Raw genomic sequence first — 23,728 nt, 5'->3', positions numbered from 1 at the left:
TTCGAAGCCTGCTTCGAAGGCCACACTTGGCGCGGGGTGGAGCAGCCCGGTAGCTCGTCAGGCTCATAACCTGAAGGTCACAGGTTCAAATCCTGTCCCCGCAACCACATCAAAACCCTCCGAGGGCCAAACCCGCAGAGGGTTTTGGCTTGTCCCGCACACGCCAACAGAAAAAGCCACGTACGGCTGGCTCAAACTGTCAAAGAACTGTCTCGTGCGATCAAGCAGCCCCCGATGCGTTGGGGAATGCTGTTATCGACTGATAGATGAGGTCCGATACGACCCGGATCGTTTGCGATATCCGAGGGGGCAGATGCGGTGGCATCCATGGCGACCTTCTATGGGAACGACTGGCCGAACCTGATCAAGGGAACATCCGGCCGCGACGTGATCTACGGCTTCGGCAGCTATGACGATCTCTACGGCAACGGCGGGGATGACGACATCTATGGCGGCTGGGGCTATGACATCATCGTCGGCGGCAACGGCAACGATTACCTGAACGGCGGAGATGGCCCCGATGACCTTTACGGTCAATCGGGCAACGACACTCTCGTCGGCGGCTTCGGCTTCGATTTCCTGTTCGGAGGAAGCGGGAATGACCGCTTGTCCGGCGGCGCGAACGACGACAACCTCTATGGCGGCTCGGGACAGGACACCCTGTCCGGAGGCTCAGGCGACGACCTTCTCGAGGGTGGATCGGGACTCGACAGGCTGACCGGCGGCACGGGAGGCGACGCTTTCGTGTTCACGAAAAGCACGTCCGGCATCACGACGGCGAGCGCGGATACGATCACCGATTGGAACGCAGGCCTCGATTGGATCGGGATGCCGATTACAGGAACATCGTCGAATTACCGCGAGGCCAGCACAGCCGTGACGTCCATCGCCGATGCGGCAGCCCAGGCGCAGGCGACCTTCACCAGCGCGAGAATAGTGCACGTGTTCCTGTACAACCCTCAGACGGATACCGGCTATCTGCTTTCGGATCTCAACCATGACCACCAGTTCGAGACCGGGGTCGTTCTGGCGGGAGCCGGCAGCGCGGCAGACATGAACTATCGGTACATCATCAACATCTAGCCGAACGACGCATTCCATCCATGTGCGCGGGATGGACTGAAAGAGACAGCAACCAACTTTGAGGGGCAGGCAGTCTACGTTCCGGAGGTTGACATGCGGAAGATTGCAATACTTGCTGCGGCCGCGCTGATCATGACCGGCAGTGTCGAAACCGCCCACGCGCAATACTGGCGAGGGCCGGGCTGGGGGTATTATCGCGGCGGTTATGGCTGGGGCGGCGGCGGTGCGGTGGCGGCTGGGCTGATCGGCGGAGCCATCCTCGGCGGGCTGATCACGGCGGCAGCGACACCGGCCTATGGCTATGGATATGCATACCCAGCCTACGGCTATGGGTATTACGGGCCGTGGCCAGGCTATGCCTATCCCCGCCCCGTCTCTTACGCCCCATACTACTACCCGCGCCCGGCCTATTACGGACCGCGCTTCTATCCCCGGCCCGTGTATTACGGGCCTCGGCACTACGGCGCATATCGGGGCTATTATGGGCGAGGCTATCTCGGACCCAGGGTGGCTTACCGTCGGTATTACTGAGGCCTGTGCCGCCATGTGGGGCTCAACTCACAAGGGCGGTCTGCGCACAGGTGGAACGGCCCTCAACGGATGACCTGGCCGCGCCAACAGCCCGACCAGTACGGCCAGCGCATTGAGAGCAGCGAACGCAAAAGTGGGTACCGGTTTTGCGTGTAAAGATGCGAAAAACAAAAACTTAGAGCATAGAACATGAACTCGAACTCACGTCCGATGCTCTAGTAGTTGCAGACCTGTTCGCGGCGGTAGATCACATGCCCGTTCCTGCCGACGACGCGGTTGCGGACCCAGTAGCAATCCTGGCCGGACGCGATGGTGGTCTGATAATAGTTCGGGTAATAGCCGTAGTACGGGTAATTATAGCCGTAATAGCCATAACCATAATAGGGATAGCTCAAGGCGCCGAGAGCCAGCCCGGCCGCCAGGGCTCCACCGTAATACGGATAGCCGCGGTAATAGCCGTAGTAGGGGTAACGGCCGTAGCCGTAACGACCGTAATAGGGATAGCGCCCGTAATAGCCTCGGTTGTAGGGACCGTAGGCACCGGCGGCACCACGATAATAGGGGGCGCGTGCGCCATAGCCGAAGCCATATCCGGGACGCCCGATCGCTGCCATACCGAAATCACTCCGGCCGGGCCGGGCAACTGCAATCGATCCTGTGGTGAGGCCTCGCATCCCTCCCCCACGGAAGCCGCCACCTCCACCGGGCGGAATGAACATCCTTGGGCCTCCGCCGCCGAAACCACCGCCGCGGAATCCTCCGCCGCCAAATCCGCCACCGCGGAATCCTCCGCCGCCAAATCCTCCGCCACCGAACCCACCATGACCGCCGCGTTGCGCTTGGGCTTCGCCTGGAATGAGAAGAGCGCCGAAAGCGAGTGCGCCGATTGCCAAAAGAACCCTGTTCATTGCCAACCTCCCTTTCGCCCTTGGGGCGCCCAAGCGCGAGGCCGAGACGTAACGATCACTCCACTATGACCCTCTCCTGCCCGCCGGCTTGATCCTTTGAGACAAATGCTAGGCACTTTTGACGGATAGGCTTGCACAATTCGTCACATCCAAAGGCCCATCCAGCCTTTCTGACCGGGGTCACGATCAAGCCGGGGCTTTCCGCTCCACCAAAAACCCCTCGACAGGAGCGCCTGGCAGAGGCTGAGCACTCCAAACCGCGTTTGATCACTTGGGCCCTGCCGCTGAGATTTGTCGAGGTCATCGCATGGGAGCCGGAACTGCGGATGCACCCTCGCCCACCGGGCCTAGAGCATCTGAGCCAAAAGTGGATTTGCACCTTTGGGATCCATCGGATGCTCCTCTCTTTGACGAGCGCATCGTTCGGCGCGGCCCTCTAGCCCCACACGATGCCCTAGACGGGGTTCATGCGTTGCATCATTCCGTCCCGGAGCACGAACTGGTGCCAGAGGGCGATCACAGAATGGAGGCCGGCCAGGACGAGGATGATGGTGCCGCCGGTTTCATGGATCTCCGCAACGGGTCCCGGGGCTCCCTGGGCGGAAGCCACGATGGCAGGCAGAGACAGGCCGAAGAGCGAGACCCCGATGCCCATCCGCGAGGCGGCGTACCAGCCCGTGAGCGGCAGGCCGATCATGAAAAGATACAGTACCGCATGGCCGATCTTCGCCGCGAGGTTGAGCCATGGGCCCTGCGGGTCCTCGATGCGGGGCTGGCTGCCCCACCAGCGGGCGACCAGCCTCGGCAAGACGAGCAGGAGCACGGAAAGTCCGAGAGAAAAATGCAGCAGCGGAGGGTTGAGGCGGACCTGTCTCCCACCCACGGAAGTCAGCCAAGCAGCCAGGATCAGCAGGGCCATCGCCCAATGGAGAATGATGAGAGACCTCGAGTAGCGCGGCATCGATGCCATCCTTCCATACGGCTTCCGACAGTTCCCTGCCGAAGCGTCGGGATGTTATCATCCCGCCTTTCCTGCAACGATGCGCTAAATCAAAACCGCCCACCCCTTGCGTGACACGGTCATCCGGAATTCAGCGCAAGCCCTTGTCAGCCACCCTTCACGGCGCCGGCCGTCAAGCCGGCCACGATCTGTCGCTGGGCGACGATGGTCAGGATGAGAACCGGCAGAGTTACGATCAGGGCGGCCGCGGCCAAAGGCCCCCAGCTCAACTGCTCGAAGGACAGCATGTTGTAGACGGCGACCGGCAGGGTCCGTGTTTCGCGACCCGCCAGCACGACGCCGAAGACGAAGTTGTTCCAGGAGAAGATGACCGCGAGGATGAAGGCGACCGTGATGCCGGGTTTCGCAATCGGCAGAGCGATGTGCCGAAAGACGTCCCAGCGGTTGGCACCGTCGATGACGGCCGCTTCCTCGAGCTCGAGCGGCGTCGTCTCGAAATAGCCGATCATGATCCAGATGACGATCGGCACGGTGATCACGAGGTGGGCGATGATCTGCGGCACCAGCGTGCCCATCAGCCCCAGCCATTGGAAGAGCAGGAAGAGCGGGATCAGGTAGGACAGGCCAGGCGTCATGCGGGCGATGAGCACGACGACGGCAGCCTTGGTGGCCTTCATGCGGGCGATGCCGTAGCCGGCCGGCACGCCGATGAGCAGGGCGAGCCCGGTCGCGGCTCCCGTCACGATCAGGCTGTTGAGAAAGAAGAGGCCGAAGCGGTTGGATTCGAAAACGCCCGTATAGTTCTTCCAGGCAAAACGTTCGGGAATCAGGATCGGCGGATAGGCCGCGTTGTCGACCTCGAATTTCAGCGAGAGCGAGATCATCCAGAGAAAGAACAGGATGGCCGGGGAAACCAGTACGAGACCGACGAAGAACAGGCCGAGCGTATCGGCGGCTTTGCGGACGTTCATGCGCCCCCCTGAAGATCTATCCACTTCGTGCGCTGACGAAGATGGAGCATGAGAAGGGACAGTCCGATGACGATGGCGAAGAACACGACGGCGATAGCCGATCCGTACCCGACGTCGTAATAGGCGAAGGCGACGCTGTAGAGATAGAGGTTGATCGTTTCCGACGCGGTGCCCGGGCCGCCCTGGGTAATGGCATAGATGATGTCGAAGCTCTTCAACGCGTCGATGGTCCGGATGATCACGGCAACCATGAGGAACGGTGCGATCATCGGCAGCGTGATGTAGCGGAAGCGCTGCCAGATGTTCGCTCCGTCTATGGCGGCGCTTTCATAGGGCTCAGTCGGAATGGCCGCGAGCCCGCCCAGGACGATCAGCATCACGAGCGGCGTCCATTGCCAGGTCTCGACGAGAACCAGCGATGGAATCACGGTCGAGGGATTGAAGACCCAGGCCTGCGGGCCGATGCCGACCAGCGACAGCAGATAATTCAGCACCCCGAGCTGCGGGTGGAACATCATCGTCCATACCAGGGCGATCGCGACGGGCGTCGCCATCATGGGCATCACGAAGATGCCGCGCAGGATGCCCCGGAACGGCAGGCGCGAGTTGAAGATGAGAGCCGCCAGAGTGCCGAAGATCAGCGGCAAAACGACGGCCAGGAAAGTATAGACGAGGGTATGACCGACCGAGGTCAGGAACCGCTCGTCCGATGCGAGGCGCATGTAGTTCGACAGGCCGGTGAAGCGCCGGGCTCCCCCGACCGTCCATTCCTGCAGGCTCATCCAGATCGTGAAGGCCCATGGGAACACGATCACCGACCCCACCACCGCGACGGCGGGAACGACGAAGGGCCAGTACGAGCTCGGTGGGCGAGCGCCCGTCGCGGGCGCTGCCTCCGGGACCGATGCTGCCTGGCGCTCAGCAATGGTAGTCATGGACATGCTCCACCATTGCACCCTGCTCCCGCGCGTCGCATCAGGCCTTCTCGCTGCGCTCGAGGATGGGCTTGAACTGCTCCGTGGCCTTCTTCATCTCGGTTGCCGGATCCCCTCCTCCGAGAAGATTGGTCAATCCGATGCCGATGATGTCGCGGAACTCCGTTACCGGCTGGATGACGGGAAGTCCGAGCTTGCTGATCTTGCCCGATGCCACCACAGCGTCGATCCATTCCGGCGGCATCTTCACGCCCTTGCGGGTCTCGGGATCGTCGAGGATGGATTGGCGGAACGGTACGCCGCCGCCCGCCTGCAGTAGGCGCGCACCCATGAGCTTCGAGACTGCCCACTGGCAATAGAGATAGGCCGCTTCCTTGTTCTTGCTTGCGGCGGTCACGCCGATGCCGTCACCGAACGTTGCCGAGGCCTGCGCCTTCGGTCCTTTCGGCATGACTCCGTAGCCGACCTTGCCGACGACGCGCGACTTCTCCGGATCCTCCAGCGGTGGCGCGAAGCCGACGCCGTCGAGCCACATGCCGACCTTGCCCTGCAGGAAGGCCGATTGGCATTCCGACCAGTTGAATCCGGCGACGCCCTGCGGGGCGGCCTTCGTCAGCAGACGCTGATAGAGTTTCGCCGCTTCGATGGCTTCCGGCGAATCCGTCATCAGTTTGCCGTTGGCATCGACCGGATTGACATCGTAGCCGAGGAGAAAACTGGTCCAGACGGGAACGTTGGCGTTCTTCAAGCCGCGCGCCACGAAGCCGTAGGTCCCCTCCTTGGCATCCGTCAGGGCCTCGGCGGCCACGACCATCTCCTCGAAGGTCTGGGGGTAAGGGAGCCCCTTCTTGGCGAACAGGTCCTTGTTCCAGTAGATCATCCAGTAATCGACCGAGAACGGCAGCGAGAGCATCTGGCCCTGTGGGTTCTTCGCGTAGAGCAGGCCCGCCTGGGAGAAGTCGCTCTCGGTGAGGCTCGGATCCGTCAGCTCCGGGTTTCGCATGAAGCCGCTGATGTCAGCGAGCCATCCGGCCTTCTCGAACTGCCGCTTCTGAACGTGATAGCTGAGATGGACCACGTCGAAGCTCGGGCTTCCGGAGTTCAGCTCGATCACGGCCTTCTGCCGCTGCTGCTGCTCCGGCGTCTGCTCGGACGAAACCTGGATGCCCGTCAGGTCGGTGAATTCCTTTTCGAATTTCTGCAGCACCTCGCCGCGCGGACTCTTCACGAGGTTCACGCCGATCTTCGTGCCGGCGTACTTCTTCCAGTTCACATCCGCGAAGGCCGGCGCGACGCCTCCGAGACCGTATGCGGCTGCCGCCGCTGTGCTTGCGAGAAATGTACGACGCGTAACCGATCCGACGTTTGCAGCCATGGCGCAATTTCCTCCGTGTTCCGATGTAACGGTCCTTCCGGACTCTTTTCAGTGCTTGCAACCGATTAAGCCCCATGTAACATGTTAGTGTCAACACGGCACTTGCTCGGCCCGGTGCCGAAGCTGTTACTGGAGGCTCCCGTGTCGCTGAGCTTTGGCATCAGTCCCGCCCTTGTCACGCCCTTTCTCGATGGAAAGGTGGATGTTCACCGCCTGATCAATCATGCCAAGGATTGCCTTTCCCGCGGCTGTCGAACGGCGACGCTCTTCGGGACCACAGGCGAAGGTCCGTCGGTCGGCGCCATGGAACGCGATCGCATCGCGGACGAGATCGTCAGCCGCGGCATCCCGGCGGAAAAGCTGGTGGAGGGCGTCCTCGCCTGCTCGCCGGAGGAGGCCGCATTCAGCACCAGCCAAGCATTGCGGCGTGGCGCCCATGCGGTCCTGCTGGCGCCGCCTTTCTACTTCCGCCCTGCCCCGGACGATGCGGTGTTCGCATGGTATGCTGCGGTGTTCGATTCTGTCGGCAGCAATCTGCGGGACATCCTGCTCTACCATATCCCGGGCATGACTGGCGTGCCCCTGCCCCACACGGTCATCGCGCGCCTGAAGGAGCGTTATCCCGGTACCATCAGGGGCGTGAAGGACAGCGCAGGCGATCCTGAGGCGACCTTCGCACTGATCGAAGCCTTTCCCGATCTCGACATCCTCGTCGGTGACGAAAGCTATCTCGGCCGGGCCTGCGCGGCGGGTGCGGCGGGCTCCATCTGCGGCGTCGCCAACGTCGTGCCGGAGGCCGTGATCGAGCTGGCGGAGAACGGCCGGGACGATCCCCGCATCGTCGAGCTGGTGCAGGAGATCTGCCGCCATCCCATCGTCCCGATGGTCAAGGCGCTGACCGCCCATGTGCGCGAAGACCCGGTCTGGGCAGTCGCACGACCGCCGCTCCCGACCCTGGGCGAACGGAGCATTGCGCGCGCCGTCTCGCTGCTCGAACCCTTCGGACAAGTGATCAAGGCCGTCGCATGACAATGGCCCGCCCCGCGCCTCGCTCGGAGATCAAGCTGCGCGAGCGGGCCTATGACGTCTTCACGGAACGATTGCTGCGCAGCGAGATCAAGCCCGGTCAGTTCGTGACTCAGCGCGAACTCGTTGCCATCACGGGCCAACCCCTCGGCGCCATCCGGGAATTGATTCCACGCCTTGAGGCCGAGGGCCTGATCGTGACCGTGCCGCAGCGCGGATTGCAGATCCTGCCCCTCGACATCACGCTGATTCGCAACGCATTCCAGTTCCGGCTGATCCTGGAGCGCGAGGCCATCGCCGCGTTCAGCCAGACGGCGAGCGACACCGCCATCGAACGGATCGAAACCGCCCATCGGGCGATCGTCGAATCCGCGCAAAGCGGGCTGACGGACCAGCTCGTGGCCGAGGCCCAGCAGGTGGACCGGGAGTTCCACGAGAGGATCATCGACGATCTCAACAACGAAATCATCTCCAAGGCTTATCGCGTCAACTGGATCAAGGTCCGCCTCATCCGGCAGAACGAGACGAGCCTCGACGAGGAGCTCGTGCTCCCCGTCATGCGCGAGCATCTCGCTATCATCGCGGCCATGAGGCGTCGGGACATGCCGGGCGCCGTGGAGGCTGCGGTCGCGCATATCATGAGCGCCCGCGCAAGAGCGCTCCGTCTCGAGTAAGCCATGAACGACAAGCCGGTGATCTGTCTCGGATGCGCTTTCTGGGACACCATCTTCAAGATCGACCACATTCCGGGACACGGTGCCAAGATACTGCCCGAGAAAGCCGTGCAGGCGGCTTCCGGCATGGCGACGGCGGCCGCGGCCACAATCGCGCGCCTCGGCGGCAATATCGAAATCTGGGCCCGCATCGGTGACGATCCCGCCGGCGACAGCTTCCTGCAAGACCTGTCCATGGAGGCCATCCGCACGGACCGCATCCGCAGGATCCCGGGTGCCCGCACGGCTTACTCGACGATCCTCGTCGACAGGTTCGGTGAACGGCTCGTGGTTCCCTACACGGATCCGTCGCTTGATCCCGATCCACGCTGGCTGCCGCTCGACCAAGTGGCAGAGGCCGCCGCCGTTCTCGTCGACATGCGCTGGCTCGAAGGAGCGGAAGCCCTGCTTACGGAGGCACGTCGCCACGGCGTTCCCACGATCCTCGACGCCGATGTCGCGCCGCCCGACGAACTGCGGCAGATGATACGCCTCGCGGACCACGTCCTGTTTTCCGAGCCTGCTCTGCTCTCCCTCGCCGAGAGGCGCACACCCGGAGAAGCCTTGTTGGAAGTGACGCAGAAGCTCGAAGCGAATGTCGTCGGTGTGACGCTCGGCGCGGCAGGCGCATTGATCTGGGAGCATGGGGGCTCGGAAGGCACTCTTTCCGAGTTCCCTACGATCCCCATTCACGCAGTCGACACGCTGAATGCCGGCGATGTCTGGCACGGCACCTATGCCTACGGGCTCGTCAACGGTTGGGACCTGGCGCACAGGGTTCGCATGGCGAATGTCGCGGCGGCCATGAAATGCGAGCATTTCGGAGGCCGCCTCGGCGCTCCGCGGCTTCCGGAACTGGTGGAACGAGCCCGCACCTTCTATCAGGGATCAACGAGAGCACATTCTGCTGAAGTTGATCCGGCTCACCGGTAAAATGCCGCCTGACAAAGGGGAGACGTCATTTCACGCGCATGACGTCAGTTTCAGGTCATAAACAGGTCGGCACGCAGCCAAAGCCAGATCGGGGGCGACTATGCGGGAACATATGTCAATCTGATCACGTCCCTGCCAATTCGATCGCTTGCCACGAGGCGCAGTGGCGGCCGTGGCCCGGCGAAGAACGGCTTGCCGTGACCAAGCACGACGGGATGGAGGTAGAGGCGATACTCATCGACGAGACCAAGGTCCGTTAGACTCCGTGCAAGCTCTGGGCCGGAAACCTCAATATCTCCATCGAGTTTATCCTTCAGCTCACGTATCGCCATCTCGATGTCATTTCCGATAAGTGCAGCGTTCGGGCCGACGGACTCAAGCGAGCGCGAGACGACCCATTTTGGTTGGCTCCGCCATGCTGCGGCGTATTCGCGTTGCTCCTCGTTCCACTCAGGATGATCGTCGTCCCAATAGCGCATCACCTCGTACATGCGACGACCATACACGCTTCCGGCCACGGCGCGCACGTCGTCGATGAAATGACGAAAAAGCGCGGGCTCAGGAGCAAATGCCATGTGGTCGACATACCCATCCAGGGACTGGTTCAAAGCGAACACGAGCTTCGCCATGCGGTCGAATCCCCTCCCCAAGCTCCTCGAAAAGGTTTGACCGATGCTACACAGGCATGAAGCTCGTTACAATCTGACCGATGCTTCGTAGGTGCGAGCTATATCGAAAATCCGCGTCCCAGCCTGTAAGCACAGCCGGGATCACCCAAACTATCTACCTCCGGACACGACCGATTTATGGGTTTACGGCTTACTTGAGCGCCCGCCATTGCGGCGCTCGAGTTCCACGAACAGGCCGCTATGGTCGAGATCACCCGCGTTCTCGATCAGGCCGCGAAACAGGTCCGCCGTGAGTGCGGTATAGGGCAGAGCATCGATCTCGATGCGCTCCGCAGCGTCGAGAGCGTTGTCGAGATCCTTGAGATGGGTGACCGAGCGGCCTTTGGTGACGAAGTCGCGCTCGACCATGCGCTGGCCGTGCAGTTCGAGGATGCGGCTTTCGGCGAACCCGCCGCGCAGTGCCTCCCGGACCTTGGCGGGGTCGGCGCCGCCACGTTGCGCCAGAAGAAGCGCCTCGGCCACGGCCCCGATGGTGACGCCGACGATGATCTGGTTTGCGAGCTTCGCGAGCTGCCCTGCCCCGTGCGGCCCCACGTGAACGGGCCGCCCCATGATGCTCAGGATGGGCTCGACGCGAGCGAATATCTCGGCTTCACCCCCAGCCATGATCGCAAGCGTCCCCTTCTCCGCGCCGGTCGTACCGCCGGATACGGGCGCATCGATGTGGTGAACGTCACGCTCCGCCAGATGTCGCGCATGGTCCTGCGCTTCCGCTGGCTTGATGGAGCTCATGTCGACCAGGACGGCGCCCGGCTTCAAGGCCTCCGCCACACCTTGCGAGAAGAGGACGTCCGTGACGATCCTGCCGTTCTCCAGCATGAGAATGACCACGTCGGCATCGCTCACCGCATCGGCCGCCCTGTCCACCACACGTGCACCGAGCGGAGCAAGCACCTCTGCTTTCTCGCGCGAACGGTTCCAGAGGGTCGGCGAATAGCCTGCCTCGAGCAGCCGCTTCGCCTGCCGCGATCCCATGAGACCGATGCCGAGGAACGCGATACTGAGTGAAGCGGATGCCATGGAATACCCCTGCAAGACGGCCCGCCCGATTTGCCGGGCAGAGCCTTTTGAACATCGGCTCAAGCGACCGCCGAGGAGGTCTTGGCCTTCGTCAGGCGACCGAACACAGTGCTCAGGACCGGGCCGAGAGCCAGTGCGAGACCGATCAGCATGAGCGTCGTGACGAGCCCGTTCGACCAGAAGATCGAGAGCGAGCCGCGCGACATGATCATGGATTGCCGGAACGCATCTTCCGCCTTGTCGCCGAGCACCATCGCCAACACCAGCGGCGCGATCGGGTAATCCAGCTTCTTGAACAGATACCCCACGATGCCGAAGGCGAGAGCGAGCCACAGGTCGAACGGGCGGCCCGCCACCGTGTAGGCGCCGATGAAGCACACGACCACGATCACCGGGCCGATGATGGCGAACGGAATGCGCAGGATCGAGGCGAAGAGCGGAATGGTCGCGAGCACCATGAGCACGGCCACGATGTTGCCGAGATACATGCTGGCGATCAGGCCCCAGACGAAATCAGGACGCTCGATGAACAGCATGGGACCGGGATTGAGGCCCCAAATCATGAGACCACCCATCATGACGGCCGCGGTTGCGGAACCGGGAACGCCCAGGGCGAGCATCGGCAGGATGGCGCTGCTTCCGGCGGCGTGATCAGCCGTCTCGGGAGCGACGACGCCTTCCGGCTCACCTTTGCCGAAGCCCTCCTTGCGCCGGGACAGGCGCTTGGCCAGGCCATAGCTCATGAAGGATGCCGCCGTGGGCCCGCCGGGCGTAACGCCCATCCAGCAGCCGATGGCGGCACTGCGCAGCAGCGTCACCCAGTAGCGCGGCAGAGTGGCAATCGTCTTGAGCACATCGCGCACCTTGACTCGGGCCCGGATCCCGTCGAAGCGCAGCCCCTCCTCCATGGTGATCATGAGCTCGCCGAGGCCGAAGAGGCCGATCACCGCGATGAGGAAGCTGATGCCGGACAGAAGCTCGGTGAACCCGTAGGTCAGACGCAGTCCGCCGGAGACCGTGTCCATACCCACCGCAGCGAACGCGAAACCGAGGCCCATGGACACAACCGTCTTGAACGGCGATGCAGCGCCAAGTCCGACGAAGCTGGCGAAGGCCAGGAAATAGACCGCGAAATATTCAGGCGAGCTGAAGCGAAGAGCGAACTTGGCCACCCAGGTGGACAGCACGGTGATGAGAATGACGCCCACCATCGCACCGAAGCCGGCCGACAGGAACGCGAGCGTCAGGGCCTGTGTCGCCTGTCCCTGCCGGGCCATGGGATAACCGTCGAAGGTCGTCGCGACGGATGATGGTTCGCCCGGGATGTTGAACAGGATCGATGTCGTCGAACCTCCGAAAAGCGCTCCCCAGTACATGCTGGTAAGCAGGATGATCGCCGCCACTGGATCCATGGTGAAGGTCAACGGCAGAAGCAGCGAAACGCCGTTCGGCGCGCCGAGGCCCGGGAGGACGCCGACGAGAATGCCCAGCAGAACGCCGACCATCATCAGGATGACATGGTAGGTTGTCAGCGCGACGCCGAACCCGTGAAGGAGTGATGCGAAATTTTCCACGACCTGTCTCCGTCAGGATCAAAGGCTAGTAGATGCCGAGAGCGGCTTCGAGCGGACCCTTCAGGAGAGGCACCTGGAAGGCAACTTCGAGCAGGACATAAAAGATGACGGCTGCGGCAACGCCTGAAGCGATGGAGACGACCGGGCGGTACTTGCCCTGCGCCCACATGACGAAGGCAAGATACAGGGCCGTCGCCATATAGAGACCGAGGAGAAGCGACACCACCACGAAGGCAAGCATCGGCAGGAAGAACGATGCGACTCGCATGGCCTCCTCCTTATGAAGGAAGACCGATTGCAGCCCTTTTCGGCCTACGGTCGCCTGGACCAAGGTGCCGACGCTGGCGAGCACGACCAAAAGCCCCATATAGAACGGGAACGTGCCGGATTCCGGGCCCGCGTCGCCCCAGCCAATTCCGAATTCCAGAGCACCAATGACCGCAGCGAGGCCCAGGCCCGCGGTCAGGGTCGCAGTTCCGATCTCAGCCGTATAACGAGAAATCATGACGTTCATCCCGGTCCGATGAGTGCCGCATAAAATAAGGGCCGACGGGGTTTCCCCCGTCAGCCATGGGACCGTCGCGTTTAGCGGACGACCCAGCCTTCAGCCTCGAAGACCTTGCGGTTCTTGGCATCATCGTCCGCGATGAAGCTCTTCAGATCCGCGCCGGCCAGGAAGCGGTCGGTCTGGGAGGTGCGCTCGATATATTCCTTCCACTCCGGCGTCTCGCTCACCTTCTTGAGGACGTCGGCGTAGTAGGCGACCGTCTCGGCCGGAACGCCGCCCGGCAGCCACACGGTGCGCGGCATCTGGAACTTGTCGATCGGAATGCCAGCTTCCTTGCAGGTCGGTATATCGGACCAGCCCATCGTGGCCGTCACCTTCACGTTGCCCTGCAGGCGCGTCGGGCTGAACACGCAGAGCGGAGTGACCGCTCCGGCCTTCCACTGACCGGCATTCTCGTTCGGGTTGTTCGTGTTGGAGTCGATGTGGCCGCCGGCCAGCTGCACGCCGGCAGCGCCGCCGCCCTGGAACGGAACGTAGATAAACTTTGTGCCTGTCGCGTCCTGGATCAGGCTGGTGAGCGTCTGGTCGGTATCCTTGGACTGGCTGCCGCCCATCTTGAAGGTGTCAGGCTTCGCCTTCACGGCCTCGATATAGCTCTTGGCATCCTTGTAGGGCGAATCCGCCTTGACCCACAGCAGGAACTCGTCGAGGGCCATGGCGGCCACCGGGGTCAGCTCGTCGGCCTTGTAAGCGAGCTTCGCCACGTAAGGCAGAAGGTAAGCATTGTTCGTGCCGAAGGTGAGCTTGTGGCTGTCGCCCGCAGCAACCTTCGTATAGATGAAGCCTTCCGCACCGCTGCCGCCGCCCTTGTTGGTGACGATGACGGACTGATCCATCAGCTTGTTCTTGGCGATGATCGACTGAACGACGCGGGCGAAGTTGTCGGTGCCGCCGCCGGGCGAGGACGTGACGACGAACTCGACCGGCTTCGAGGGCTTCCAATCAGCCTGCGCTGCGCCGCCGAACGTCACCGCGACGGCGGTGGTAAGCAACCATGAAATCTTCTTGAGCATCTTTCTTCCTCCCTGGGATGTTTCCGACCGATGGCGTCGGGTCTCGGAACTGCTGTTTAGGAATTCACCGCTGACAGTCGCGGCTGTTCGGCCATGGCACGGCGGGCCTTCACTTCGGCGCCCATGCGAATGGCGAGCGAAAGGGCCTCTCGGCTGGCACCGAGATTGGCGATGCCCTTTCCGGCGATCTCATAGGCCGTGCCGTGAGCCGGGGTGCAGATCGGGAACTCGAAGCCGCCGATGAGCGTGATGCCGCGATCGAAGCCCATGAGCTTCATGGCGATCTGACCCTGGTCGTGGTACATGGTGAGAACGGCATCGAAGTCGCCGTTCTTGGCGCGCAGGAACACCGTGTCAGACGGGAACGGACCTTCGACGGTAAAGCCCTGCGCCTGCGCCTGGCGAACGGCCGGCTCGATCACGTCGATCTCCTCGGTGCCAAAATTGCCCCCGTCGCCCGCATGCGGGTTGAGACCAGCGACTGCGATGCGCGGCGGATTGAAGCCTGCGGCGCGCATGCACTGATCGGCCAGCGTGAGCGAGCGCAGGATCGCCTTCTCGGAAATGGCCGAAGCCACCTGTGATAGCGGGATGTGCGAGGTGACGCGGGCGTTCCAGGTCCGGCCCAGAACATTGAACTCGCTCGCGGCGACCGACGTCTTGAGAACGTCGCGCACGAAGCGGATCTCGTCGTCGTAGCCGTCATAGGCCAGACGCATGGCCTTCTTGTTGAAGGGCGTGAAGAACACTGCATCGGCGCGGCCGGACTGGGCCAGCAGAAGAGCGCGACGGAAGTTCTCGGTCGCGAACTGACCACCTTCAAGCGTCGCCGTGGCAGGCACGACCTGGCCGAGACTCAGGTTCTTGAGATCTACGAGAACCGGGCGGGTGGAGCGATCCGGAACTGCCTGCTCGGAGCCGACGATCTCCACGTCGACTGCAACGCCCGCAACCTTGGCGCCCTGCTCCAGGATCCGAAGATCACCGAAGATCACGAGATCCGCGCCGGAACGGAATTCCTCAGATGCGATCAGCTTGGCGGCCAGCTCGGGGCTGATTCCGGCCGGATCGCCCATGGCGAACGCGACGGTCGGCTTTGCTGACGGGGTCGATAACGTTTGAGCGCTCACGGCAACCTCTTCTCGGGATGACGCAAGGACACTAACAGGGCTGAATTTCGCACACAAGTATGCTGCATACAGAATTTTGTTTGCGTGGATTCAGGAATAAGTTGTATAGGGTAGGCGATCCCCGTCACGACGTGTGGAAAGACGGCTAAAGATGGAACGAGCCATGGCATCCGAGGCAGCCGGCCTGCCGGTCGACGAGTTCGATTCGCGCGGACCGATCATCCGCCCCACCCTTCACGATGCCATCGTGGCGCGCGTGCGCGACATGATCATCGAGGGCGAACTCGCAGCCGGGACCCGACTTCACGAGGGTAACCTCGGCAAGCTCCTCGGCGTGTCCCGGACACCCTTACGGGAAGCGCTCAAGTTCCTCGTGAGCGAAGGGCTGCTGGAATTGTCCCCCGGACGGGGCGCCGTGGTCCGCCAGTTCACCGCGAAGAACGTGCACGACAGCCTGATCGTCCTGGGCAATCTCGAGGGTCTTGCCGGCCGATTGGCCTGCCAGCATGCCACCGACGTCGAGATCCGCGAAGTCCGGCAACTCCACGATCGTATGATGGAGATGTACGAGAAGCGGGACCGCCTGCCCTATTTCAAGCTGAACCAGAACATCCACACGGCGATTCTGCGCCTGTCCAAGAACGAGGCTCTGGTTTCGGTCCACAACGTCCTGCAGGCCCGCCTGAAGCGCATCCGCTACATCGGCAACGAAGGGCCGGAAAAGTGGGCCGGTGCCGTCGCGGACCACGAGGAGATGATCGTCGCGCTGGAAGCGCGCGATGCAGATCGCCTGTCGAAAATCCTCACTGCCCATATGGAAAAGACATGGGAGCGGGTTCGTCACGCCATCTGACGGCAGCTGCCACTGAACGTTCACTTCACCCTTGGAATTTCAAAGGCCTCCCCATGAGCGATGAGAGCCGCCTCCGCGAGACGATCTGCCTGTTCGGGCGCTCTCTGTTCGAGCGCGGCCTGACGGCGGGTTCGTCCGGCAACATCTCGATCCGGTTGAGCGATGGCGGCTGGCTGACGACGCCGACGAACAGCTCCCTCGGCTTCCTCGATCCGGCCCGGTTGAGCAAACTCGATGCCGAGGGCCGCCTCGTGTCGGGAGATGCCCCGACCAAGGAATTGCCTCTCCACTCGGCCCTCTATGCAACCCGCAGGGACGCTGGCGCAATCGTACATCTGCACTCCACCCACTCCGTCGCGGTCTCGATGCTGCCCGACGTGGACCCGGCCAACGCCCTGCCGCCCATGACGGCCTATTACGTCATGAAGATTGGACGAACGGCCCTCGTTCCTTATTACCGGCCGGGAGATTCGGCCGTAGCGGATGCGATCCGAGGACTGGCGGGCAAGTACAGCGCCGTCCTTCTGGCCAATCACGGCCCCGTGGTGGCCGGCAAGGATCTGGAAGCTGCCGTCTACGCCACTGAGGAATTGGAAGAGACCGCGAAACTGCGTCTTCTCCTGCACGGCCTCAACCCACGCCTGCTGACCCGCGCCCAGGTTCGGGATCTGGTAACGCATTTCAAGCTGGACGAGGCGATTGCCGAGGAATCGCCCGACGGCGAGCAGGAATGCTGCTCCTCGCCCCATCACCATTCTCACACATGCGGATGAATCGATGCCCCGTTTCTCGGCCAATCTAGGCTTTCTCTTCACCGAGGTTTCCGAAATCGAGCGCGTCGCGGCGGCAGCCGCATCAGGTTTCGAAGCCGTCGAGATGCATTGGCCGTACCAGGTTCCAGCTGCCGAAATGCGCAGCGCTTTGACCCGCAGCCAAGTCACCATGCTCGGATTGAACACGCCGGTCGGGAATGCTGCCGCGGGGGATTTCGGGCTCGGAGCCCTGCCGGGCCGGGAAATCGAGTTTCAGCAGGCTGTCGATCAAGCGGTTTCTTACGGCCATGCCATAGGTGCCACGGCCGTACACTGCATGGCGGGAATCGTCACTCCGGATGCCATATCGGCCGCCGAGCGAACATTCGTAACGAACCTGACGCATGCCGCCGACAAGGCTGCCCAGGCCGGCATGACGGTCTTGATCGAGCCGATCAACCACCGGGACAAGCCTGGGTACTTTCTGCACAATGTCGAGCAGGCCGCATCGATCATCGGACAGTCCGGACGCCGGAACGTGAAGATCATGTTCGACTGCTATCACACCCAGATCATGCAGGGCGACCTGACCCGGCGCCTCAAGGACCACCTCGACCTGATCGGTCATGTGCAGATTGCCGCCGTTCCGAGCCGGGCTGAGCCGGACGAGGGCGAAATCGACCATCGCTACATCTGCCGGTTTCTCGACCAGATCGGATATGACGGCTGGATCGGCGCCGAATACAAGCCGCGCGGGCGCACGGAAGACGGCCTCGGATGGCTGGCAAGATGGACTCAGGATCTCCCCTCAAGCACCCATGGAGCCATGGCATGAAGCTTGGATGCATCGCCGATGATTTGACGGGAGCAACCGACCTTGCCCTCATGCTGGCGCGCGAAGGGCTTAAGACCATCCAGACGATCGGCGTGCCCCGTGCCGATCTCGATCTGACAGGTGCGGACGCCGTCGTGGTCGCCCTGAAATCCAGGACCAATCCCACGCAGGAAGCCGTCGGTCTCTCGCTGAGCGCCGCAAAGGCTCTCAAAGCTGCCGGTGCGCAACATCTCTTCTTCAAATATTGCTCGACCTTCGATTCAACGGACGAAGGCAATATCGGGCCGGTCGCGGAGGCGCTCCTCAGCTTCACAGGGAGCGACTTCACCCTCGCCTGCCCGGCTTTTCCGGCCAATGGCCGAACGGTCTACAACGGTCACCTCTTCGTCAATGGCGTTCCGCTGCACGAAAGCAGCATGAAGGACCATCCGCTTACGCCCATGCGCGATTCCGATCTCGTGCGGGTGCTGCAGCGGCAGACCAAGCTCTCGGTCGGTCTTGTTTCCTACAACGATGTCGATGCTGGACCCGACGCCATTCGCTCAGCCTTCCAGCGGGAAAGAGCCGCCGGACATCGGATCGTCATCGTCGATGCGCTTAGCGATGCACATCTGCGAGCCATCGGTCTTGCAGCCGCAGACTTTTCTCTCATCACCGGCGGATCGGGCGTCGCCATGGGTCTCCCTGCGGCCTACCGGCAGAGCGCAGACTCGACGCAGCCTACCCGGGGGGGCTTTGAAGCTCCGACCGGCCGCAGCATCATCCTTGCAGGGTCTTGTTCCTCTGCAACCAGAGGCCAGGTCAAGACGGCCCTGGATGCAGGAATTCCCGCGCTGCGGCTCGACGCCATAGAGCTGGCTTCGGGAGCCACCAGCGCACAAACGGCGCTCGACTGGCTGAAAGCACAACCGACGAATGGCCCAATTCTGATCTATTCCACGGCGACCCCCGAGGAAGTTCTGGCTGTTCAGAACAGGCTTGGGCGCATGAATGCGGGCGAGATCGTCGAGAATACGCTTGCGGAAATAGCAAGGGCCCTTCCCGCACTCGGCTTTACCCGCCTCATCGTCGCCGGTGGCGAGACCTCCGGCGCCGTCGTGAACGCCCTCGATGTGGATGCCCTTGCGATCGGCCCCGAAATCGATCCCGGTGTGCCGTGGACGCGCTCTCTCGCAGGAAACGACCTCGCGCTTGCGCTCAAGTCGGGCAACTTCGGAACTCAGGACTTCTTCCTGAAGGCCTGGAGCATGCTTCGATAGAGCGTCGGCTCATGGGAAACATACATTTGGCTGCATAACAAACCGGGGGCGTCCGCCCATCGGAAGGGAGAGACGCGCGATGAATTATCATGATTATTACGCGAAGGCGGAGCGTCCCGTAGAAACCTGCGTCGTCGGCACCGGCGGCTTCGGGCAGAGCTTTCTCGCTCAGGCGCAACGCGTTCCCCTGATGAACGCACGGATTGCCGTCGATCTCACAGCCGAGAGTGCCGCGGCAGGTTTGAAGGCTGCCGGGATTGATCCGCGCAAGATCCAGATATGCGACTCCGCTCGCGATGCGAAGGCCGCGTGGGAGAGCGGATATTTCATCGCGACCAGCGATCTTGCCATTGTGTCCGACCTTCCCTTCGACGTGGTCGTGGAGGCGACCGGACGTCCAATGGCTGCGGCCCATCACGCCCTGATCGCCGTCGAGGCCGAGAAGCACCTCGCCCTCGTGACGAAGGAACTCGACAGCGTCGTGGGACCGGGGCTCAAGGCGCTTGCCGCCGAGCGCGGCCGCATCGTCACGACGGTGGACGGCGACCAGCCGAGCCTCCTCATCGGCCTCGCCACATGGGCCGAAGTGATGGGCTTTCATATCATCGCCGCGGGTAAGTCGAGCGAGTACGATTTCGTCTACGATCCCTCGTCCCGCCGCCTTGTCAGCAACGAGCGGTCGGCGGAAAACGTGGATCTGGAAGCTCATTGGGCCCTCGGCGAACGGGACGTGAGCGAGATCGTCGCGGCCAGGGACCAGGTCATTGCCGGCTTCCCGCAGCGGGCCGTGCCGGACCTGTGCGAACTCATGGTGGTTGCAAATGCCACCGGGTTGCAGCCGGACCGCTTCGATCTTCACGCGCCGCTGGCCCGCATCAACGAGGTTCCGACGATCTTCTCGCAGCGCCACGATGGCGGCATCTTCTCCGGAGACCGACGCCTCGACGTGTTCCATTGCCTGCGCAAGCCCGATGAGATCAGCTTCGCTGGCGGTGTGTTCGTGGTCATCCGCTGCGACGATGCGAAGAGCTGGGACATGCTGGCTCAAAAGGGTCACATCGTCAGCCGCACCGGCGCGACAGCCATGGTCTTCCTGCCACGGCACCTGCTCGGACTCGAGGCCGCCACCAGCATCCTTGATGCCGCGATTCACCAGACCTCCGGTTACGGATCCGACTATCGGCCGCATTACGACCTGGTTGCCGTCGCGACCGAGGATCTGCCGGCCGGAACGGTTCTCGCCATGGGAGGACACCACCATACGATTTCGGGGGTGACCGCCGAGTTCCGGCCGGCAGGCCCCCTCACGACGAATGCGCCCGCGCCCTTCTACCTGACGGCGGATTGCCACCTGACGGCGCCGGTTCTCAAGGGACAGGAAATCCGCGTGAGTCACCTCGAGTTGAAGGACTCATCGGCACTGGTGAAGCTGCGCCGGGAGCAGGACGCACGCTTCTTCGGGAACGCATCCTGAGGGCGCATGATCCATGGCCTTCCTCTCGCTCCTGCTGCCTGACCGCTTCACGATCGCCCTCGTGGCGACGGCAGTCCTTGCGACGTTCCTGCCTGCGACAGGCGCGGCGGCACCCATCCTCAAGATGGTCATCGCTGGATCGATTGCACTTCTGTTTTTCCTCCAGGGCGCGCGTCTTTCTCGACAGGCCATTGTTGAGGGCGCCATCCATTGGCGCCTTCACCTGATGGTGTTCACCGCGACCTTCATCCTGTTTCCAATTCTCGGGGTGCTCACGAAAACATATCTCCACTCCTATCTTGCGCCCGGCATTTCCTTAGGAATTCTCTATCTCTGCCTTCTCCCCTCCACGATCCAGTCTTCCATCACCTTCACGTCGCTGGCACGTGGAAACGTTGCGGCTGCCGTATGCAGCGCATCGGCCTCCAATGTTCTCGGAGTCTTCCTGACTCCCCTCCTCATGGGGCTCTTTATGCAGACCCAAGGAGGCGTCTCATTCGGCGCCATCGGGGAGGTCGTGGTGCAGATTCTCGTCCCCTTCCTAATCGGCCATCTCATGCGTCCCTGGATCGGGCAATGGGTAGAGAAGCGCCGAAGGCTGACCGGAATCGTCGACCGTGGTGCGATCCTGCTGGTGGTCTATTACGCCTTCGGTGAGGCCTCCATCGAGGGGCTGTGGCATCAGCTTGCGCCGCGCGACATGCTCCTTCTCGTTCTCCTCAGCTGCGTGCTTCTCGCCCTAATCCTGATAGTCACGACAACCGCAAGCCGCTTCTTCGGCTTCTCGCGCCCGGATGAGGTCGCCATCGTGTTCTGCGGTTCCAAGAAGAGCCTCGGCAGCGGCGTTCCGATCGCCAGCATTCTGTTTCCAGCCAGCATGATCGGCGCAATCATCCTGCCGCTAATGCTGTTCCACCAGATCCAGCTGCTCGTCTGCGCGGTTCTGGCGAGAGCCTATGCAGAGCGGGCGGATCGCGAACCACCGATCGCGGATCCTATGGGTTGAAGAAAGGACGTGTGCAGCCGACCGGCCTCGCCTGCACTACAGCATTGATCCCGAAAATGGATTTGCATTTTTGGGATCGTTTCCGATGCCCCCTTCCAGACTAGCCCTTCGTCACGCTCGGCAAACCGGATCCGCATTTCACTCACTTAGTCCTTTGGGCCCGCCCAATGGGCTAAGGTCTTGCTATGATTTCGCGAATCCGTGCCGCCAGATCCTCGATGGCGAAGGGTTTCGTGATCATCTCCATGCCGGGAGCCAGGAAGCCGGATGCGATGGCCGCCTGCTCGGCATAGCCTGTGATGAAGAGCACCTTCAGATGAGGGCGTATCAGCCGCGCATGATCGGCGAGCTGGCGGCCGTTCAGCCCCGGCAGTCCCACATCGCTGACAAGCAGATCGATCCGCTGTCGCGACTCCAGAATCTTGAGCCCCGATGGGCCATCCGTTGCTTCCAATGCTTGGTACCCGAGCTCGGCCAATACCTCGAGAATGAGCGAACGTACGATCGGCTCGTCATCGACCACCAGGACTGTCTCACCCGCCTCGGCCCGATGAGATTCGCTGGGGGCCGGCGCGGGGGCTTCACCCTCCATCTCTCCAGTGTGGCACGGCAGATAGATCCTCACCGTGGTACCTCGTCCAACCTCGCTATAGATCCGGACATGTCCTTCGGATTGTTTGGCAAAGCCATAGACCATGGACAAACCGAGGCCGGTTCCCTCGCCGAGCGGCTTGGTGGTGAAGAATGGATCGAAAGCCTGTGCCAGAACGTCGGCAGGCATGCCGGTTCCCGTATCAGAGACACTGATCGTGACAAATCGGCCTGGAGACACATCCTGCTGCGCCGCGGCATAGACACGATCCAGGCTTGAGATCGATGTCTCGATGGTCAGCACACCTCCGTCCGTCATGGCATCCCGGGCATTGATCGCGAGGTTGAGAATGGCGCTTTCCAGCTGGTTTCGATCACAAAGTGTCAACGGAAGGTCGTCTGATGCAACGATCCTGAGCTGGATCGCTTCAGACAGGGTTCTCCGAAGAAGATCCTCCATGGACAGGATCAATCGATTGGGCTCGACCGGCTTCGGGTCGAGCGGCTGTCGTCGGGCGAAGGCCAGAAGGCGGTGCGTCAGAGAAGCCGCACGATTGGCCGAGACCGTCGCTGCGTTGATGTAGCGGTCAAGCCTATCGAGACGTCCCTGCGCCATGCGTGATTGCAGAAGATCGAGCGAGCCGACGATGCCGGTCAAGAGATTGTTGAAGTCGTGAGCGATGCCGCCCGTCAGTTGCCCGACGGCCTCCATCTTCTGACTTTGCCGAAGCTGATCCTCGAGCTGCTTGCGCTGTGTCACATCGCGCCCGACACTGTAGAACACCTCCTCGGCCGGTGCGAAGGTCCAGTTGATCCACCGATAGGAGCCGTCCTTTGCAGGAACGCGAAGATCGATATCCCTGATCGCCTGGCCCTGCTTCAGGGCGTCGATCAGGCCGGTGCCCAATGCACGATCATCCTCGTGGATCAAGGCATCGATCCGGGTTCCAGCGATCTCATCCTCTCGGTAACCCAGCAGCTCCGTCCAAGCCGGGTTGACGGCAATGAGATAGCCGCCGGTGTCGCAGACACTGAACAGATCGCTGGATAGACTCCAGAGACGGTCGCGCTCGCGTGTGCGTTCCTCGACGCGGCTTTCCAGCTTTTCATTCAGCTCTCGAAGCCTTGCCTCGGACTTCTTGGCCGCCGTGATGTCATAGATGACGCCGATGAACCGCAACCCGGCTGTCTCCGCATCGCGCACGTATTCGCCTCTTCGCGCAAGCCAGCGCAGCTGCCCGTCATCGGCACGGCGGATTCGGAACTCCACATAGGATGCCGCTTCGCTTGAACTCTGCTCAACGAGGATCCGGTCGCCCGGCTCGATGAGCGCGTTGACCGTCCGAACCGGGAGGACGCTGCTGGAGGGCCAGCGCGATGATGTCGGCGGTCAAGGCCGCCTCGTCATCGGCTGCGGTCGGGATCTTACGCTGCGTGGAGCGGTGTTGACCCAGAACCCGGCAAACCCGTCGCTCGGACAGGCCCAGTTCTGCGATCACATGATCCACGCCGATCACATGATCCACGC

General features: G+C 62.3%; 24 protein-coding genes and 1 tRNA gene. 13 read left to right on the top strand and 12 right to left on the bottom strand.

Annotation, left to right across the window (positions count from 1 at the left end; genetic code table 11):
- The first annotated feature begins 30 nt into the window (after positions 1–30).
- From AB4097_RS19795 to AB4097_RS19785, 3 genes are all read left to right on the top strand, one after another.
- Positions 31–107: transfer RNA gene (locus tag AB4097_RS19795), tRNA-Met, on the top strand.
- 220 nt (positions 108–327) lie between these two features.
- The gene (locus AB4097_RS19790) at positions 328–1,083 is read left to right on the top strand and encodes a calcium-binding protein (RefSeq protein ID WP_442042716.1); all 756 of its coding nucleotides are present in this window, start codon (positions 328–330) and stop codon (positions 1,081–1,083) included.
- 93 nt (positions 1,084–1,176) lie between these two features.
- Complete coding sequence (locus tag AB4097_RS19785) at positions 1,177–1,614, top strand: hypothetical protein (RefSeq protein WP_442042714.1); 438 nt, start codon at positions 1,177–1,179, stop codon at positions 1,612–1,614.
- 215 nt (positions 1,615–1,829) lie between these two features.
- Here AB4097_RS19785 and AB4097_RS19780 read toward each other — a convergent pair whose 3' ends face one another.
- The 5 genes from AB4097_RS19780 to AB4097_RS19760 form a co-directional block, all read right to left on the bottom strand.
- Positions 1,830–2,228 carry a hypothetical protein gene (locus AB4097_RS19780; protein WP_442042712.1) on the bottom strand — a complete coding sequence of 133 codons (399 nt, stop codon included), beginning with the start codon at positions 2,226–2,228 and terminating at the stop codon, positions 1,830–1,832.
- A 748-nt stretch (positions 2,229–2,976) separates the two neighbouring features.
- Complete coding sequence (locus tag AB4097_RS19775; protein WP_442042710.1) at positions 2,977–3,483, bottom strand: cytochrome b; 507 nt, start codon at positions 3,481–3,483, stop codon at positions 2,977–2,979.
- 146 nt (positions 3,484–3,629) lie between these two features.
- On the bottom strand, positions 3,630–4,454 hold the full coding sequence (locus AB4097_RS19770) for a carbohydrate ABC transporter permease (RefSeq protein WP_442042708.1): 825 nt from the start codon (positions 4,452–4,454) through the stop codon (positions 3,630–3,632).
- Complete coding sequence (locus AB4097_RS19765) at positions 4,451–5,389, bottom strand: carbohydrate ABC transporter permease (protein ID WP_442042707.1); 939 nt, start codon at positions 5,387–5,389, stop codon at positions 4,451–4,453. The genes AB4097_RS19770 and AB4097_RS19765 overlap by 4 nt, the downstream gene beginning before the upstream one ends.
- Before the next feature lie 40 nt (positions 5,390–5,429).
- Positions 5,430–6,764: an ABC transporter substrate-binding protein gene (locus AB4097_RS19760; protein ID WP_442042705.1), complete on the bottom strand. Its 1,335-nt coding sequence runs from the start codon at positions 6,762–6,764 to the stop codon at positions 5,430–5,432.
- Between the two features lie 141 nt (positions 6,765–6,905).
- Here AB4097_RS19760 and AB4097_RS19755 point away from each other — a divergent pair, with 141 nt between their 5' ends.
- From AB4097_RS19755 to AB4097_RS19745, 3 genes are read left to right on the top strand one after another with little or no spacing between them, the layout of a single operon-like run.
- On the top strand, positions 6,906–7,793 hold the full coding sequence (locus AB4097_RS19755; RefSeq protein ID WP_442042703.1) for a dihydrodipicolinate synthase family protein: 888 nt from the start codon (positions 6,906–6,908) through the stop codon (positions 7,791–7,793).
- Positions 7,790–8,464 (top strand): GntR family transcriptional regulator, encoded by a 675-nt coding sequence (locus tag AB4097_RS19750; protein ID WP_442042701.1) that lies wholly within the window; start codon positions 7,790–7,792, stop codon positions 8,462–8,464. The genes AB4097_RS19755 and AB4097_RS19750 overlap by 4 nt, the downstream gene beginning before the upstream one ends.
- A gap of 3 nt (positions 8,465–8,467) precedes the next feature.
- Positions 8,468–9,436: a PfkB family carbohydrate kinase gene (locus AB4097_RS19745; protein WP_442042699.1), complete on the top strand. Its 969-nt coding sequence runs from the start codon at positions 8,468–8,470 to the stop codon at positions 9,434–9,436.
- Positions 9,437–9,534: 98 nt separating this feature from the next.
- On the opposite strand, the gene AB4097_RS19740 is transcribed toward AB4097_RS19745, so the two are convergent.
- The 6 genes from AB4097_RS19740 to AB4097_RS19715 all read right to left on the bottom strand — a co-directional run bounded on the left by AB4097_RS19740 (position 9,535) and on the right by AB4097_RS19715 (position 15,376).
- Positions 9,535–10,065 (bottom strand): dihydrofolate reductase family protein, encoded by a 531-nt coding sequence (locus tag AB4097_RS19740; protein ID WP_442042697.1) that lies wholly within the window; start codon positions 10,063–10,065, stop codon positions 9,535–9,537.
- A gap of 183 nt (positions 10,066–10,248) precedes the next feature.
- Positions 10,249–11,145: an NAD(P)-dependent oxidoreductase gene (locus AB4097_RS19735; protein WP_442042695.1), complete on the bottom strand. Its 897-nt coding sequence runs from the start codon at positions 11,143–11,145 to the stop codon at positions 10,249–10,251.
- Positions 11,146–11,204: 59 nt separating this feature from the next.
- On the bottom strand, positions 11,205–12,719 hold the full coding sequence (locus tag AB4097_RS19730; protein WP_442042693.1) for a tripartite tricarboxylate transporter permease: 1,515 nt from the start codon (positions 12,717–12,719) through the stop codon (positions 11,205–11,207).
- Positions 12,720–12,744: 25 nt separating this feature from the next.
- Complete coding sequence (locus AB4097_RS19725; RefSeq protein WP_442042691.1) at positions 12,745–13,224, bottom strand: tripartite tricarboxylate transporter TctB family protein; 480 nt, start codon at positions 13,222–13,224, stop codon at positions 12,745–12,747.
- 80 nt (positions 13,225–13,304) lie between these two features.
- On the bottom strand, positions 13,305–14,300 hold the full coding sequence (locus tag AB4097_RS19720; RefSeq protein ID WP_442042689.1) for a Bug family tripartite tricarboxylate transporter substrate binding protein: 996 nt from the start codon (positions 14,298–14,300) through the stop codon (positions 13,305–13,307).
- Positions 14,301–14,356: 56 nt separating this feature from the next.
- On the bottom strand, positions 14,357–15,376 hold the full coding sequence (locus AB4097_RS19715) for a 4-hydroxythreonine-4-phosphate dehydrogenase PdxA (protein WP_442042718.1): 1,020 nt from the start codon (positions 15,374–15,376) through the stop codon (positions 14,357–14,359).
- Positions 15,377–15,593: 217 nt separating this feature from the next.
- Here AB4097_RS19715 and AB4097_RS19710 point away from each other — a divergent pair, with 217 nt between their 5' ends.
- The 6 genes from AB4097_RS19710 (at position 15,594) to AB4097_RS19685 (ending at position 21,609) form a co-directional block, all read left to right on the top strand.
- Positions 15,594–16,283 carry a GntR family transcriptional regulator gene (locus AB4097_RS19710; RefSeq protein ID WP_442042687.1) on the top strand — a complete coding sequence of 230 codons (690 nt, stop codon included), beginning with the start codon at positions 15,594–15,596 and terminating at the stop codon, positions 16,281–16,283.
- A 53-nt stretch (positions 16,284–16,336) separates the two neighbouring features.
- Positions 16,337–17,056: a 3-oxo-tetronate 4-phosphate decarboxylase gene (gene otnC, locus AB4097_RS19705; protein WP_442042685.1), complete on the top strand. Its 720-nt coding sequence runs from the start codon at positions 16,337–16,339 to the stop codon at positions 17,054–17,056.
- A gap of 4 nt (positions 17,057–17,060) precedes the next feature.
- Positions 17,061–17,870: a hydroxypyruvate isomerase family protein gene (locus AB4097_RS19700; RefSeq protein WP_442042683.1), complete on the top strand. Its 810-nt coding sequence runs from the start codon at positions 17,061–17,063 to the stop codon at positions 17,868–17,870.
- The gene (otnK, locus tag AB4097_RS19695) at positions 17,867–19,129 is read left to right on the top strand and encodes a 3-oxo-tetronate kinase (protein WP_442042681.1); all 1,263 of its coding nucleotides are present in this window, start codon (positions 17,867–17,869) and stop codon (positions 19,127–19,129) included. Before AB4097_RS19700 ends, otnK begins: the two co-directional genes overlap by 4 nt.
- Before the next feature lie 79 nt (positions 19,130–19,208).
- Positions 19,209–20,603: an NAD(P)H-dependent oxidoreductase gene (locus tag AB4097_RS19690; protein ID WP_442042679.1), complete on the top strand. Its 1,395-nt coding sequence runs from the start codon at positions 19,209–19,211 to the stop codon at positions 20,601–20,603.
- A gap of 13 nt (positions 20,604–20,616) precedes the next feature.
- Positions 20,617–21,609, top strand: a complete 993-nt coding sequence (locus tag AB4097_RS19685; protein WP_442042677.1) for a bile acid:sodium symporter family protein — start codon at positions 20,617–20,619, stop codon at positions 21,607–21,609.
- A gap of 172 nt (positions 21,610–21,781) precedes the next feature.
- Here AB4097_RS19685 and AB4097_RS19680 read toward each other — a convergent pair whose 3' ends face one another.
- Positions 21,782–23,470, bottom strand: coding sequence for a PAS domain S-box protein (locus AB4097_RS19680; protein ID WP_442042675.1), 1,689 nt, complete (start codon positions 23,468–23,470; stop codon positions 21,782–21,784).
- Positions 23,471–23,534: 64 nt separating this feature from the next.
- On the opposite strand from AB4097_RS19680, the gene AB4097_RS19675 reads away from it, so the two are divergent.
- Positions 23,535–23,728: hypothetical protein (locus tag AB4097_RS19675; RefSeq protein ID WP_442042720.1), on the top strand; the 194-nt coding region annotated here is incomplete at its 3' end.

This window comes from Microvirga sp. 2MCAF35 (assembly GCF_052115545.1).
GTDB lineage: Bacteria > Pseudomonadota > Alphaproteobacteria > Rhizobiales > Beijerinckiaceae > Microvirga.
The sequence above is the reverse complement of the archived record's forward strand: the minus strand, read 5'-3'. Positions and strand labels throughout refer to the sequence as shown.